Here is a 15,937-nt window from a genome sequence, read left to right on the forward strand (position 1 = left end):
GGAGTCCACCTATTCTGATATTTGTATCGATAGCAGTATTTTATTCCGATTCCCATATCTCAATGGTTCAGAGTGTATCCCAAAGGTCATAAAATGACTGCTGGGATACACTCTTTTTATTATGTTCTATGGAACTCATAGAACTTGTTCTTCTATAGCGTTTATAACAGCATTACAAGAAATAAGCTAAAATTCGTCAATAAGTTAGTGTTATTTACGAAATAACACTAAAAAAGCTAATAAAATATTAACGAAAAATTCATATTAAACAAATAAGTTATATTAAAAATAACGAGTTATGCTAACTAACGTAACATTTTTTCTTGACAATCTTTGTGGAAAATTTTAGAATGTAAGCGATTACTCTTAGTTTTCTAAGTGAAATTCAAAAGAAGACATTCGAAAGTTCACAAACAAACATCTGAGTTTAAATTTAGGGGGGCAAAACATGAGAAGGTGAAGGATAACATCATAGATAACAAAAAATAAAATGTTATTTTTTAGATTCATGACTTTGTACGAGGGGGTTCACTTGAGGATGAAAAAAAAGAACGCGTTCTTAGCTCTACTTCTGTCATTTTCTTTGTTATCTGTGACTGCTTGCAGTAATTCCTCTAATAGTGCCAATGAGAACGGTAAAAATGCTGCAGGCAATAGCAATACTTCGGTAAAAGCAACCAGTGATGTGGGTCAAACGGCAGTTAAGAATGAAGGTGCTGCTGATCTTGAAATTAAGGCGGGAAGTTCGGTAACCGTTTTCAATCCAAAGATCCCGACGCTTGATCCTACACAATGGCAAGGACAAATTCTGGTAGGGCAAGGAACTTTGCTCGAAGGGCTTTATGGCTACAATCAGGATAATGAAATCGTTCCGAAAATTGCGACAGGTTATACCGTCTCCGACGACAAAAAAACTTGGACATTTACCCTCCGTAAAGATGCCAAATGGTCTAACGGCGATCCTGTGACCGCCCATGATTTTTATTTTTCTTATATGTATCAATTGGATCCAGCTAACACAACCGCACAACTTTGGCTAAGCGTGCTTAATTTTGTGAAGAACGGATATGCATACCATGCCGGATCTGTAAGTAAAGAAGAAGTTGGTCTAAAAGTAGTTGATGATTACACGCTGGAAATTACGACCACGCTGCCTCACGCGATTCTGGGTGATATGGTTCTTTCCGGGTCGATGCCTATGAATCCTAAAGCGGTCGAAGCGAACCCTGGTAAGTGGTTTGAACCGGGGAATTTTGTGAGCAATGGCCCTTACATGGTTAAATCTTTTACACCAAACGGTGAACTCGTCATGGTGAGCAATCCGAATTATGTAGGTGCAGCTGGCCAGCTTAATCACGGCAATGTAGAGACCATCCATGTTCTTCCGGCAACAACCGTGCCGGTGGAGGATTATATGTCCGGCCATGCGGATGTTGTTCTAATCCAAAGCGCGTCTGATTTACAATACGTGAAGAAAACGGATGAGCTAAAGTCCCAGTTGTATACTGCAGCGACTTATGCGATCAAATATTTGCTCTGGAGCAACCCGACAACGGAATCTCCATATGACAAAAAAGAGGTGCGCCAGGCTATCGCCAAAGCGATCCAACGTAAACCGATCGTAGAATCGGTGCTGAACGGCATGGGCGGGGCGACCAATATCTTTGCTTCACCAGGTTGGCCAACGGAAAAACTGGAGCAAGGACTTCCGGAAGATCTCGAGGCAGCCAAACAATTATTGAAGGATGCCGGTTATGAAGGCGGTAAAGGTCTGCCAACCTTATCGCTGTATGTTGGGGTCAAGCAAGTAGATGCTCAGGGTGAGCAAATCGCTTTGGCGTTAGGTCAATTACTGCAACAAAATCTTGGTATCAAAACAGAGCTAGTTCAGCTCAATGAGGCGCAGTTTAACGCTTATCAGTACAGCGGACCTCAGGGCGATGCAAAACCAGGCTTTATTCTGGCGTCGGGCGCAACAAACTGGAGTGAACCAGGAAGTTTGGACATGGGTGCAACGCAGCAACTATATTCCATAGGAACGCTGGATGCTCCATTAGAAGCTACGAAACAATTCGTGGATTGGACCAAGGAAACTTATTATAAACCGGCCATTAAAAAATATGGAGATCCGGACAATAAGAACGCCGGTGTGGAATGGAGCGACTGGGCAGCATTAGAAAAAGCTGCCAAAGAGGATATCGTCTTTTTGGATAAATGGACAGCAGAGCAACCTGCGGATTGGCAGCCTTATCTGAAACAACTGGGGCTTCCAACGGCCGCTGAACAATGGCAACAGATTGTAGATCTTTGGAAAAATGCTAAAAATAACGATGAAAAACATGCCGCCTTTGTAACCGCTTGGACCTTCGTAGCACCAAACGCGCCAGGTGGCAAGTTGAATCAAAATGCACTTGATGTACAGGTATACTACAACGGTTATCAATCCGATACCTTAAGAGATTTGAGAATGTGGCAAGCGCAATTCGTAAATGCGCTGACCGTCGAAGACGCTGCTCCTATCGCGGCTAAGGTAGTTAATAACCTGCTAGAAGAAGCTTATGCTATTCCGTTGTATTATCAACAGCAATACTTCTTGGTAAAACCCGGCATTACAGGAGTGCAATCAAATCCTTGGGCATGGGGCAACTTCTATGGGCTGCATCTTTTATCTGTAGAATAATCCTAAATGGGTTGAATAATTACCAATCGCGGGCGCCAATTATGGTGCCCGTGAATCGGTAAAGGAGGGTCGGATTTGACCATATTGAAATTTATTTCAAAGCGCATTTTACAAATCATTATCACTTTAATTTTGGTCATTTCAGTCAGCTATACCATGATGTATTATTCACCTGGCGGTTTCATGAATACGAATACCATGGCTACGGCACTGGCTCCGCTGCAAGGGCAAAACCCTGTTCTCTATCAGCAAGTCATGGACCAATTTCAAAGCCGGTATGGTTTAAATTTACCGCTGTGGCAGCAAATCATGAAGTATATATGGCATCAATTAACCTTCGATTTCGGTAATTCGATGCAGAATCCGTCTTTGCAAATTGCGACTCAACTGAAGCAGGCTTTGCCGATCAGTACACTTTTGGCATTTGGTTCTGTTGTTCTTTCGGTAATTATCGGGGTTCCGCTTGGCATTATTGCAGCACTCAAACGTAACACTTGGATCGATTATGTTGTAAGCACCATCTCATTGACGGGTCAGGCCATTCCGGCATTTGTTCTCGCGGTGATTATGGTTTTGTTATTTGGTGTTGTGTTTCAAGGGATTCTGCCTGTAACGGGATGGGGTCACTGGAGGCAAGCAATTTTGCCGATTATTTGTTTATCTGCGGCAAATGTCGGTGTTGTGGCCAGATATATGCGGGGCAGTCTGATCGAAACCATGAGGTCGGATTTTATGCGGACCGCAAAAGCTAAGGGCGTCAAATATTGGCCGATGATTTTTAAGCATGGTGTCAAAAATTCGCTGACAGCGATGATAACCGTCATCGGACCTCAATTTGCTTTTACAGTGATGGGCACGATCTGGGTGGAGCAAATTTTCGCCATTCCAGCGCTTGGTCAGGTGATGCAGACGGCATTTACCAGTTTCGACTATCCGCTCGCCATCACATCTGTATTTCTGCTGGGATCCATGATTATGATTATGAATTTACTTGTTGACATTATTTATGCCTTTATTGATCCGCGTGTCAGATTATAAGCGGCACAGACTATACGAACCTAGGAGGGGGAGCAATTGGCTGGCACAGTTGCAGCAACTCAATCGGATGTAGCTTTGAAGAGAAAAAAGAATCTTCAGAGATCCCAGTTTTATCAAGGTTGGAAGCGATTTAAAAGACATCGTCTTGCCGTTATTGGTTTGGTCTGGGTTGTCCTTTTTTTGATCGCGGGGATTATCGGACCTTGGGTGGCTCCGTATGATTATCGCACGGGAGATTTTTTGGCCATCAATCAAGGGCCGACATGGCAGCATATTTTTGGCACGGATAATGTGGGGCATGACATGTTCAGCCAGATCTTGTTCAGTGTTCGAAGCGCTTTGATTATTGCCTTTGGCGCGACTTTGGTCAGCTTCATCATCGGGATCATATTGGGCTTATGGGCCGGATTGCGCGGCGGAATTGCCGATATGATTATTATGCGTGCTGTGGATTTCATGATGACCTTGCCGGGATTTTTGTTCGCCTTGATATTAGTCATTATGCTGGGACGTGGGTATTTATCTTTGATTCTAGCGATTGGGATTCCGGGCTGGGCGGGGTATGCGCGCTTGATCCGAAGTCTGGTCCTGAGTATGCGGGACGGGGAGATGGTGGAAGCGGCAAGAGCGTTAGGCGCATCTCAGGCGCATATTGCTAGAAGGTATATGTTGCCGAATGTTATCGGCAGTATGGGTGTCTCTCTTGCCTTCGGGATTCCCGGTGATCTCATCCAGATTGCAGGCTTAAGTATTTTTGGCATGGGGCTTCGGCCGCCAATCCCTTCATTTGGGAGTATGATTGCTCAAGCCAGTGAGAATATTCTCGGCTTTCCGTGGCTGCTGTATTTTCCGGCAGGTATCTTTGCAATAACCTTGCTTTCGTTTCTGTTTGTAGCAGACGGTCTCCAGGAAGCATTCAGTCCGAAAGGAGGCAATTAATATGGGTGAACCGCTACTTTCTATTGATGACCTTCATGTGAAGTTCTCCCGCAGTGAAGATGAAGTTTATGCCGTAAACGGCGTTAGTTTTTCAATCAATGAAAATGAATCCTTGGGGATTGTTGGTGAAAGTGGCTCCGGCAAGTCCGTTACATTGATGTCATCAATTGGGCTCATTCGCGAAAATGGAAAAATAACATCGGGGACAGCTCAGTTTAATGGTAAGGACTTACTTAAAATGCGTCCCAAACAATTAGAAGATATTCGTGGACGTGACATCGGCGTTGTTTTTCAAGATCCGATGACCAGCTTGAACCCGATCATGCGTATCGGGGATCAAATAATGGAAGCCATGCTGACGCATCAATATGCAAACCGGAAGGAAGCTTTTGACCGAACCATTCAGCTCTTGCATGAAATGGGGATTCCGGATCCCAAATCACGGTTTAAAAGTTATCCTCACGAATTTTCCGGGGGTATGCGCCAACGTATCATGATTGCTATTGCTTTGGCATGTGAACCGCAATTATTGATTGCCGATGAGCCAACAACCGCGCTTGATGTCACTGTGCAGATGCAGATTCTTGCACTATTGCAGGAATTGCGCAGAAAACATGGGATGAGCGTAGTGATGGTAACGCATGATTTTGGCCTTGCGACCAACTTTTGTGACAAAATCATCGTGATGTACGGGGGCCAAATCATGGAGAAAGCCACTACGGACAAGTTCATAAGTGAGGCGGCGCATCCCTATTCACTTGGATTGAAACGCTCCATTATCGAAGTGGGCCACAAGGGAAAAGAAATAATGCCTATTCCAAAGACGGCAAAGACACTTACACAGACATTGACCGGCTGCCCATTTGCCGATCGTTGCTTCTATACAACTGAGCGGTGTCAGAATGAGGTTCCCAAGCTTCGAGATTTTAGCACCGATCATCAGATCGCCTGCCATCATGCTGAGGAGGTCGCTTCCTATGCCCAATAATCCGCTCTTGCGCGTAGAGAATGTCTCAAAAACTTTTCGGGTACAAGGAAAAAAGCTGCATGCCATCGAGAATGTTTCTTTTACTCTGGAAGCAGGGAAAACATTGGGGCTTGTTGGGGAAAGTGGCTCAGGAAAATCAACCTTGGGGAGAATGGTTTTGCGTCTACTCGAATCTGACAAAGGAAAAATATTTTTTGAGGACGTTGAACTATCAAAGGCAAATAAAGAGAAGCTGCGGGCGATGCGCCGTGATATGCAAATTATTTTCCAGGATCCCAAGGCGAGCCTTAGCCCGAGAATGACGGTAGGAGACGCTATTGAAGATGCAATGGCTATCCACAAAATTGGAACTAAAGTAAGCCGGCATGAGCGTGTGCTCGAACTTCTTGAGCGGGTCGGTTTGCCTTCTGAAGTCCAATACGCTTATCCGCATGAACTGTCAGGTGGACAGTTGCAGCGGGTTGGAATTGCCAGAGCGTTGTCACTGAATCCCAAATTGCTTATTTGTGATGAACCGGTGTCCGCATTGGATGTATCTATTCAGGTTCAAGTCATTCAACTACTAAAGGATTTGCAGAAGGAATTTAACCTGACTTATATCTTTATTTCGCATAATTTGGCAGTAGTGGAGTATTTGAGTGATGATATCGCGGTTCTTTATTTAGGAGAGGTGGTTGAGCAGGCTCCGGCGGATGAATTGTTCAAGAAACCTACGCATCCTTACACGCAGGTTTTGCTAAATTCGATTTTGAAGATTCCGGATAGTGTGGAGCAGAAGCAGCAGATGGTATCGATTCAAGGCGAGGTGCCATCACCGCTCAATCCACCAAGTGGCTGCACTTTTCATCCGCGGTGTTCTTTTGCCTCGGATGTATGTATGGCTGTCAAGCCTGAACGGAAAATCGTGTCAGAAGGCCATAGTGCCGTGTGTCATTTGGTAGAATAAGCAGTGGCTTAATTAAGTAATCAGCAGATGACTTCTGTATATCACAGAAGTCATCTTTTTTAATTCATAGACACAAAAAAGCCCTGTAAGAAGGTCGCTTTTTTCAAAGTGAACAGCTTATAGGGCACAAGTTAAAGGCTGCTTACTGCTTGTCAATCGCTGCTGCTAACCCTTCATAGGAAGAATCCTGAAGCAGCACTCCGTTCACCATAAATTTAGGAGTACCGTTCACTCCGTAGGAACCAGCGATCTTAAAGTCTTCTTTTACATCGAACATGTAGGTATGATTCTTGAGATCTGTTTCAAATTGAGCGTAATCAATGCCCTCGATGTTATTCTTAACGAATTTTAAAATGAATTTCTGAGTGGCCCAAATTTCGCTCTCATCGCCTTGATTAGCGTACAGCTTATGAAGGTATTCCCAGAACTTCTCGTTACTTTGCTTGTAGATGGCTTCGCCGGCGCTAGCAGCAAGATAAGAGTCCCGGTCCAAAAATGCAAAGTTCATGAAGAAAAGTTCCACTTTTCCGGTATCCACGTAGTCTTTAATAAAAGTATCCAGATACTTTTCAGTCCACATTTTGCAGGCGGGACATTTGAAATCTGCGAATTCGATAACTTTAACTTTGGCATCAGGACTTCCAAGATGAGGTTGCTTCTCATATTTCAGCCCATCAACAACAATGCTTCCCTTTACGTCGGTGTAGTTGGGTAGATCTGCTGTATCATCAGTCTTATTGCTTAAGATGAAAACAATTACAGCGAGAAGGATCACAACAACGACACCTAATATCATGGGAAGCAAAGGTCTTTTGGTCTGAGATTGTTTAGCTGACACTTTCTTATTCATATCTCACCTCCTAGACAATATAGGAATACTATAAAAATAGTATAATCATCCAGTAGGTAGTGTAGATATGTCATTTGTAACAATGCTACGTAACGTTGTAGCTAGATTATTAGTTTTTGAATTTAGCGGCTGAGCGAATGACAGGAGGCACCTCGTGGATGGACGAAATAGTCATCACGGCTTGCTGCATCTCTTGCTCCAGCTCGATAAGGTTATAGCTCCATTCATTTTGTTGCTTCAGGTAGATACTGTTAATGCCTGCGGTAACTGCGGGAAGTACATCTGTACGTAACGAGTTGCCAATCATCCAGGTACGTTTGCGGTCAAAGCTTTGGGTAGCCAAAATATTTTCAAGTGCCTCAACATTTTTATGCTTCCGAATATAGATACGATCGTCAAAATAAGCATCCAGCTTCATTTGTTCAATTTTACGTTGCTGAATGGTGTCGTCCCCGCCAGTATACAAGAATAAATGGTGACCCTCTTGCTTCAGCGTATCGAGTGTTTCAACCATGCCAGGGTAAGCTTCAATTTCTTGGTCATAGACACTTAGGCCGAGCTTGTGTAATTGCTGCTCTTGAAAGCGATCTGTCGGACAGTTATATTTGCCGCAGAAATAACGGTAGGTGGCGATTAAGGATTTGGGAAAGTTGTCGCTGGCCAGGCCACTCGTGTTGACGGTATCAACATCAATTTCTATTTGCTTGCTGCGTAATTCACTGGTGCTTGGGCCAAATTCATTAAACCAATCAGTCATGAGCTCGAAATATTGCCCTAAAATTAAATCGAAATATTTGTTGCAGTGAACCAGCGTATCATCTAGATCGAAAATTACCTGTTGAGTTGTGTATTTCATATCTCTCACTCCTTGGATCTGTATCTGTATAGTGTTCTATAGGTGAATATAAGATTCTAGAAACATTTGAAGCTCAGAAGCGCCGTCTGGACGGATACTGAAGCGCTCGTCTTGTTCCCCGCGAAGATGGATACGGAGTAAACCGGCTACGCGTAGGATCATTAGGTGATGCATAAGCATTTCTCTGGATTGATTTAGATCGGACTGCATCTCCCATAGAGATTTGGGTTCATGGGCGACATACCGAAGCAATCGGAGTCTGGTTGGATCTGACAGCGCCTTGGTCATGCGCAATAGCACCATCGGTGGCTCATTTTCATCTTCCAATGGCACATCTACAGGATACTGTACAATCACCATAGTTTTGTAGAAGCAGTAGGTGTTGATTGGTCGATTATGAACGGTAGGCAATAATACTATAGTCTTAAGATCCCGTATATCCTCGAAAACTACACCACCGGATGCGTATTCAATTAAAGAAATAGGATCCATTTTGCTTTCCAGCATTTTTTTCTCAGAGGCATCTTCAATTAATAACGGTAAAATCTTGTGTTCAACATGACGGAAATATTGCTCATACCAGAGTCTAAGAAGCGGACTATAGCTGCTCTTGATCCGGGAAGCTTCATCTATGGTGAAATCATGAATTAACGGTGCGATCTGCTGATAACACTCTTCTATAGAAGCTGAATCCAGATCATCCAGGAAATGCAGTACTGACGTTGCGGGCCCTCGGCTGTAAACCCAAGCATATAACACATCATAATCCGTAAATGGCCACTCCGCAGCTTGCATGAGAGCTGTTACTTTATGAGGAGTAATGCGATCTTCCACATCACTTACCCAGTGGGGACCGAGGTCCAAATTGGAGATCCATTTTCTGGTTACATATATCATAAAACTGTCCAGCAGTTCATAAACCGGCGATACGTCGATTTTTAATTCGTAATCCATGTAACATGCACCCCCAGAAATCCGTAACTTCTACATATTATCTCTTGTTTTGAAGAGGGTTGTCCACTATAATGTTCGGTGTTTGCCAATTGGCGTTCGATCACATCATTGTTTTTATTATAGGGGGATATCATCCGTGTCAGACCGGCTTAAAGTATCTATACGAAGTAATAGCAAAATGACTTTCATGATTCTTATTACAGCTACTATAGCCGCGGGGCTTAGCCAAGGGCTGTTGCTGCCCATTCTATCCATTCTTTTGGAGCAAAAAGGAGTCTCCTCGTCACTGAACGGACTGAATGCTGCTGCCCTATACATAGGATCATTTGGGATGACCTTGATTGCTGAACGTGTTCTTGGAGCGGTTGGATTTAAAAAATTGATAGCTGGTGGGATTAGTTTAGTCTTAGTAAGCTTGCTCATGTTTCCCTTTTTTACAGGGATCAAGGTATGGTTTGTATTGCGTCTGCTTGTGGGTGTGGGCGATGCTGCGATTAATTACGGGGCCCAGCTTTGGGTTCTGCTCATGACACCTGCCGAGCATCGCGGACGTAATCTTTCACTATATGGCATGTCCTATGGTCTGGGTTTCAGCTTGGGTCCACTTGGGATAAGTCTGCTGCGTTATGGACAGGCAGTGCCTTTTATTGTTCTCGCATTTCTATTTTTGTTAGTCTTAATTCTTGTGACTACAATTCTGCCGGATTCCCGGCCAGATAAAGCGGAGAGTGGTGAAAGTCAGGTTCGCCGTTTCGGTCGTTGTTACAGCTTAGCCTGGTTCGCTTTAATTCCAGCCCTTTTATATGGCTTTATGGAAGCCAGCTTAAATAGCAGCTTTCCGGTATATGGTCTGCGTATCGGTTACAGCACAGATCAAATTGCAGCGTTATTGCCTTTTGCGGGGGTCGGAGGACTGCTTCTGCAGTTTCCATTAGGTCTGTGGAGCGACCGGTTTGGCCGCAAGCGGGTACTGATTATTGCCGGGATCGGAGGCGGGATCGCCTTCACTATGTTGCCGCTGTCAGGTGACCATTTTACGTTGACAATGGTGCTTCTGATGATCGCAGGAGGACTAGTGGGCTCCTTTTTCTCATTAGGGCTAAGTCTGGCCGCGGATATTTTGCCACGACATCTACTGCCTGCTGCCAATGTGGTTGCTTCTTTCCATTTTAGTATTGGCAGTATTATTGGTCCCGGCATTGGTGGTTTGTTGCTGCAAGTGGGCTTAAGCGGCGGTATTTTTGCCCTGATGGGTGGTTTATATATCGTGTTCGGCTTGCTTGGGTTATTATTCTCGCCACAACCTAGAAATTGAGGTAAGATAAGAACGAGTGCTCGCATGGAAATTGAACTCACATTCAGAGTACACTATAGATTATAGATGAAGACAGGGAGAGGCTGAACTATGATCACAGTTGAACACTTAGCCAAGGCAGTTGGGGAAGATAAAAATCCGGTCCTGCAGGATATAGGATTTCAATTAGAGCCGGGTGAGCTCGTAGCCATACTTGGAGCGAGTGGGAGCGGTAAGACCACTTTATTACGCTGTTTAGCGCTGCGAGAGAAGTGGGACAGAGGGAATTTTAGAGTGGACGGTACGGATATTATGGCGAGTGCCTTTTCCGGAAAAAGAAAAATTCGCCGGGAGTGGGCTTACCTGGAGCAGAATGCTGAGCTCAATCCTAACCGCACAGCGCTGAAAAACGTGCTGATCGGCCAGTCCGCACAGACGCCAATGTGGCGTATGGTTACAGGGATGGTTCGTTCAGATGATTATATGGGTGCGATGGATGAATTAGATGCCCTTGGACTTCTAGATAAAGCGAAGATGAAGACTAGCCAGCTAAGCGGTGGTGAACGTCAGCGTGTAGCGATTGCTAGAGCATTAACTCATGGTGCCAAAGTAATTCTAGCGGATGAACCGGTTACGGGTCTTGATCCCAAATCGGCAGAGAGTGTATTGGAAACTTTGCGCAGACTATGTAAAGAGACGGGGCTTACCGTAGTGACGGTGCTGCCTATTGAACTGGCTGAACGTTTCGCTTCACGTATATGGGTACTAGAAGATGGACGAATTAAACATGATATAAAGGGACGTAGATTAACGTCTCAGGAACGCGCGAATTTGTAAAGTTCGGACACGGATAAGGAAAAGAGTGATGAGGTTGAGTATAAAAAGTCTTAGGTGCCTGGCAGCTGCAACACTGTCGTTATCCGTACTTTCGGGTTGTACTTTCATCAGTGATCCCGTTTCGAAGATGAAAGCTCCGCAGCTGTCTGCTGACAAAGCAACACTTATGGCTGCTATTAATTCACATATTCCAGCGGGTACGGAGTTGATCCGTCCGGTTAATGATGAGAGCTCAATTTTCACAGAGGATCTCAATAACGATGGAATTATGGAGTCGTTGGTGTTCTATAGAACGCCAAGCGAAGCTGTAGAGATTCACGGGATGATCTTAGAGAAGCAAGGAGATGCCTGGGTCAAAAAGCTTGTTTTTGATGGGGATGGAACTATGCTGGAGTCCGTCGATCTGAAAGATATGACAGGTGACGGGAAGCTGAATATCATTACAGGTTATTCACGTGGGGAAGAAAAAGGCCTCGTCGTGTATAGCTATTCCAGTGGATCATTAGAAGAAGTGCTTTCACTTCCTTACACCAAATATATGATTGATGATCTTAACAAGGATGGAATTGAAGACATCACCGTTGTTTATTTTAAAAGAAATGAATTTGCAACCATTTCGATCTATCAGTACAATGATGGCTTTAAGGTGCTCGATAAGATCGAGGATATCGATCCATATTTTTTTAATTATTACAATATTGTCGCAGGAAAGATTGCCAAAGATAAAGAAGGAATCGTATTGGACGCTTCGGTGGATTTCCAATCCGCCTACAGTTTAATTGTTCTTATGGAGCATAACAAGCTGCGCGTGGTTTTGCCAGGTGATACGAGGACTTACAAAGATCGTCTGATTGCAAGCGAAGATATTGATCATGATGGCATTATTGAAGTTGGATTGCTTGAAGCACCAAAAGGATGGGAGTATTTCGACCCCGCAGATATTCCTTATTTCACCTCCTATTATAAATGGGATGGAAAAGATGGCCTAACCTTTGCAGTCCAGCTATATCGTGATCCATCGGATCGCTTTACTATTAATTTTGATCCAGAGCTGCATGGAAAGGTAAGTATTGACACGAAATCTGTTCTGGATAAAAACCTTAAGTTCATCATGACCGACACCGGAGAGACGTTTGCTGAGGTTTCCTTCTTTTCTCCTTCGGAATGGGATAAGGCTAAGAATGAAGGCTGGGAGCTGCTTGGACGGGATTCAGATAAAGTCATCGGCTACCGTGGTGAGCTAGAACAAAGTACAACTAAAGAAGGAAGCAATAAGATTGCCTCCCCTATTGAAAGGAAGGGAATAGATGAGTAAAGTTCTGATATTGGAAGATGAAGAGTCCATTCGCAGTTTCATAGTCATTAATTTGAAGCGTAATGGTTTCGAAGTGCTGGAGGCTGCTGACGGAAATGAAGCATTGCATAAATTAACCACTATACCTGATATTGATATTGCGTTATTGGATGTTATGGTTCCCGGCATTGATGGATTTGAAGTTTGTAGACGGATTAGGGAGACTAATGAACGCTTGGGAATTATTTTTCTTACCGCCAAGGTTCAGGAGCAGGATAAAGTTTACGCTTTGTCCGTAGGTGCAGATGATCATGTTAGTAAGCCATTTAGCCCAACGGAGCTAATTGCGCGTATTCAATCTTTGCTGCGCCGTGTAAATGTGCATCGTGAACAGTCGGCCAAGGTTTCTTTTCATTCGGGGCCTTTCAGCTTGGATCTTATTACCAAACAATTCAAACGTGATAATGTAGCCATTGAACTGACGCCTACGGAGTTCTCTCTGATTCAATTCTTTCTTGAAAAAGAAAACACTCCACTTAGCCGCGATCTTCTGTTGGATCATGTGTGGGGCAAGGAGTATATGGGTGATCCCAAAATTGTAGATGTAAATATCCGGCGCTTACGCCAGAAGATTGAGAACAATCCTTCGGAACCGGAATTTTTGCAGACTGTATGGGGGCACGGATATAGATGGAAAGGCCAAGGACAATGATTAAGAAGGGGATGCGCAGACAGATTGTTCTGCACTACATTCTTGTAGTTTTTTTGGCGCTTCTCCTCGTAGAAGTTATCTTCCTGCTGGCCATCAGAACATATTATTATGACAGTGTATACAGCAAGATTAAGAATCACATTTCTGTTTCAGAGTCGTTTTTTCAAAAGAACATGATACCAAGCGATAATAGCATCTATCTGCTACAAGAAGTACTGGAGAGGTTCTCATTGAGCAAGACGGAGCTGGAAATCTTATCGCTAAATGGGGATATCATCACTAGTTCCACTGGCTTTCAGCCGGATCGGACCATTACGACCAGTGATGTACCAGAAGCCGTTGGCGGCAGCGTTGGACGCTGGGTAGGGCGTCAGGCAGGCACGAATGAGAGCGTGATGGCGGTTTCCAAAATGCTGCAGATTCATGGACAGGATAAGTATGTCCTAAGGTATATTACTTCACTAGAAGAAATCAATAATGATTTGCTTAATCTTACCTTATTGTCTACTGCTATTGCTGCAGCTGTTATGGCTGTAGTTGTTGGGTTTAGCTTCGGACTGGCCAATTCGATTGTGAAGCCGCTGAATAATATTACGGCAGTTTCAGCCCAGATGGCCAAGGGGAGATTCAACGTACGGATTAAGGGAGACTATAAATTTGAGATTGGTGATTTGGCTTCAACGCTGAATTATATGGCTCAGGAAATTGTGCGCAGCAATCAGATTAAGGATGATTTTATCTCGTCCATTTCTCACGAGCTGAGGACACCTCTTACAAGTATCAAGGGCTGGAGTGAAACTTTAGTTTCCGGCGGGTATGATCCGGAGGAGACAAAACTTGGAGTCAGCATCATCTCCAAAGAAAGTGAACGTCTGATTGGGCTGGTGGAGGAAATTCTCGACTTTTCTAAGCTGCAGCAGAACCAAATGAAGCTGTCGATTGGGGTTGTAGATGTAAAGGTACTGCTACAAGAGACGATACTGAATGTTTGGGCTAAAGCGGAAAAGAAACGAATTCATCTGCTGCTGGAATGTGAAGACGCGATCTTTGTTAAAGGGGATGCCAATCGCTTAAAACAGGTATTTTTGAACTTGGTAGACAATGCAGTGAAATTCTCACATGAAGATTCCAGTATTGAATTGTCAGCAAAGAGGCTGTCTGCTACAGAAACAGCGATTATGGTACGAGACAGCGGGATAGGGATTAGTGAAGCGCATATATCCAGAGTTAAGGACCGTTTCTTTCAAGTGGATGCACTTAATGGAGGAACAGGCTTGGGGTTAGCGATCTCACAGCAGATTGTAGAACTTCATAATGGGACACTTGATATGGCAAGTGAGCTTGGAAAGGGAACGGAAGTAACCGTCATCTTGCCTCTTACTGAACCACAGCCGGAAGTTAACTCAGATGAGGTAACTCAAATTACAGCTACCTTTCCTGAATTAGATGATTGGGAGACGTGACCTGGAATGGGGATAACGAAGAATTCGATCCGTATAGTTCGTGGAGAGCCTGATCGGGTTAACGACATCTTGAGGCTGTTGCAAGAAGCGGCAGGATGGATGGAGCGTAACGGGATTAACCAATGGACACCCGGACAATTTAATGAGACCGATATTGCAGGATATTTCGCTGACAGACATGTTTATTTAGCCCTTGACGATGGGGCTGTAGTTGGCATGTTCACGTTGCAATTCAGTGATCCACAGTACTGGGGCAGTAAAAATGATAAGTCCTACGCTTATTTGCACCGATTGGCTGTGAAAGACTCCCACCGCGGCCGAGGACTTGGACAGCAAATGCTTAAATATGCAGTAGTGCTAGCCAAAGATCTAGGCTGTAAGAGTCTTAGGTTTGACACTGTGGCACATAACATTAAGCTCAATCGTTATTATCAGAGCATGGGTTTTCACTACATGGGCACTAACGATATGGGAAATGGTCGTTTAGTGAACTTATATGAACATTTTGAGGAGAGTGCTGAGTCAGACCGTCTGATCCTCAGGTTTATATCAGAATCTGATTTTGAACACTTAAAGCGCTGGAGTGTTTCTCCAGAGTATCTGAAGCAGTGGGCAGGACCTTCGCTTACTTATCCTTTAGACGATGAGCAGCTTGTTAAATACTTAACGGATGCTAATCATCCAGGCTTATCCGATCGCCTTATCTTCTTTGCAATTCAGGAAGCTACGCAGCAGGTAGTGGGCCATATTAGCTTTTCAGCCATTGACCGGGTTAATCGTTCTGCACGTATCGGCAGGGTAGTAGTGGACCCTGAGTTTCAAGGTAGAGGCATTGGTAAACGGATGATACAAGAAATGCTTCGAATTGGATTTGAAGGTCTGGACCTGCATCGTCTGTCTCTAGGCGCTTTCGATTTCAATACAGCTGCCCTGAAAGCTTATGAAGCTGTTGGCTTCAAGCGGGAGGGTGTTCAACGTGAGTCCGCTTTATTCGGTGAGCAATATGTAGATTGTGTGGAAATGAGCATATTAGACAGAGAATGGACGGCTAGCCGTAATTCATAAAATCATTAATTTTGCACAACC

At 44.1% G+C, this 15,937-nt stretch carries 14 protein-coding genes; 11 read left to right on the forward strand and 3 right to left on the reverse strand.

The window, feature by feature from the left end; translation table 11 throughout:
• Window positions 1–538: 538 nt before the first annotated feature.
• From NST45_RS10510 to NST45_RS10530, 5 genes are all read left to right on the forward strand, one after another.
• The gene (locus NST45_RS10510; protein ID WP_076316733.1) at window positions 539–2,680 is read left to right on the forward strand and encodes a peptide ABC transporter substrate-binding protein; all 2,142 of its coding nucleotides are present in this window, start codon (window positions 539–541) and stop codon (window positions 2,678–2,680) included.
• A gap of 75 nt (window positions 2,681–2,755) precedes the next feature.
• On the forward strand, window positions 2,756–3,718 hold the full coding sequence (locus tag NST45_RS10515; RefSeq protein ID WP_036687660.1) for an ABC transporter permease: 963 nt from the start codon (window positions 2,756–2,758) through the stop codon (window positions 3,716–3,718).
• Between the two features lie 36 nt (window positions 3,719–3,754).
• Complete coding sequence (locus NST45_RS10520) at window positions 3,755–4,657, forward strand: ABC transporter permease (RefSeq protein WP_080742512.1); 903 nt, start codon at window positions 3,755–3,757, stop codon at window positions 4,655–4,657.
• 1 nt (window position 4,658) lies between these two features.
• Window positions 4,659–5,645, forward strand: a complete 987-nt coding sequence (locus NST45_RS10525) for an ABC transporter ATP-binding protein (protein ID WP_036687658.1) — start codon at window positions 4,659–4,661, stop codon at window positions 5,643–5,645.
• A complete protein-coding gene (locus tag NST45_RS10530) occupies window positions 5,635–6,591 on the forward strand; it encodes an ABC transporter ATP-binding protein (RefSeq protein WP_076098781.1) in 957 nt (318 codons plus the stop codon). The genes NST45_RS10525 and NST45_RS10530 overlap by 11 nt, the downstream gene beginning before the upstream one ends.
• 142 nt (window positions 6,592–6,733) lie before the next feature.
• On the opposite strand, the gene NST45_RS10535 is transcribed toward NST45_RS10530, so the two are convergent.
• From NST45_RS10535 to NST45_RS10545, 3 genes are all read right to left on the reverse strand, one after another.
• On the reverse strand, window positions 6,734–7,441 hold the full coding sequence (locus tag NST45_RS10535; RefSeq protein ID WP_036687653.1) for a DsbA family protein: 708 nt from the start codon (window positions 7,439–7,441) through the stop codon (window positions 6,734–6,736).
• 109 nt (window positions 7,442–7,550) lie between these two features.
• On the reverse strand, window positions 7,551–8,297 hold the full coding sequence (locus tag NST45_RS10540) for an HAD hydrolase-like protein (RefSeq protein ID WP_076141995.1): 747 nt from the start codon (window positions 8,295–8,297) through the stop codon (window positions 7,551–7,553).
• Window positions 8,298–8,333: 36 nt separating this feature from the next.
• Entirely contained in the window at window positions 8,334–9,251 is a 918-nt protein-coding gene (locus NST45_RS10545; protein ID WP_036687649.1) for a helix-turn-helix domain-containing protein, read from the reverse strand.
• Window positions 9,252–9,411: 160 nt separating this feature from the next.
• On the opposite strand from NST45_RS10545, the gene NST45_RS10550 reads away from it, so the two are divergent.
• From NST45_RS10550 to NST45_RS10575, 6 genes are all read left to right on the forward strand, one after another.
• The gene (locus NST45_RS10550) at window positions 9,412–10,566 is read left to right on the forward strand and encodes an MFS transporter (RefSeq protein WP_076144780.1); all 1,155 of its coding nucleotides are present in this window, start codon (window positions 9,412–9,414) and stop codon (window positions 10,564–10,566) included.
• A 90-nt stretch (window positions 10,567–10,656) separates the two neighbouring features.
• On the forward strand, window positions 10,657–11,382 hold the full coding sequence (locus NST45_RS10555) for an ATP-binding cassette domain-containing protein (protein WP_036687647.1): 726 nt from the start codon (window positions 10,657–10,659) through the stop codon (window positions 11,380–11,382).
• Between the two features lie 34 nt (window positions 11,383–11,416).
• Window positions 11,417–12,697 carry a hypothetical protein gene (locus NST45_RS10560; RefSeq protein ID WP_235219555.1) on the forward strand — a complete coding sequence of 427 codons (1,281 nt, stop codon included), beginning with the start codon at window positions 11,417–11,419 and terminating at the stop codon, window positions 12,695–12,697.
• Entirely contained in the window at window positions 12,690–13,388 is a 699-nt protein-coding gene (locus NST45_RS10565; RefSeq protein ID WP_036687642.1) for a response regulator transcription factor, read from the forward strand. The genes NST45_RS10560 and NST45_RS10565 overlap by 8 nt, the downstream gene beginning before the upstream one ends.
• Window positions 13,385–14,851 carry a HAMP domain-containing sensor histidine kinase gene (locus NST45_RS10570; protein ID WP_051491526.1) on the forward strand — a complete coding sequence of 489 codons (1,467 nt, stop codon included), beginning with the start codon at window positions 13,385–13,387 and terminating at the stop codon, window positions 14,849–14,851. The genes NST45_RS10565 and NST45_RS10570 overlap by 4 nt, the downstream gene beginning before the upstream one ends.
• Window positions 14,852–14,857: 6 nt before the next feature.
• Window positions 14,858–15,916 (forward strand): GNAT family N-acetyltransferase, encoded by a 1,059-nt coding sequence (locus NST45_RS10575; protein WP_081390266.1) that lies wholly within the window; start codon window positions 14,858–14,860, stop codon window positions 15,914–15,916.
• Window positions 15,917–15,937: the final 21 nt, after the last annotated feature.

Origin of the sequence: Paenibacillus sp. FSL R7-0163 (assembly GCF_037969975.1) — a bacterium.
In the GTDB taxonomy this organism is placed as follows: Bacteria; Bacillota; Bacilli; order Paenibacillales; family Paenibacillaceae; genus Paenibacillus_AQ; species Paenibacillus_AQ odorifer.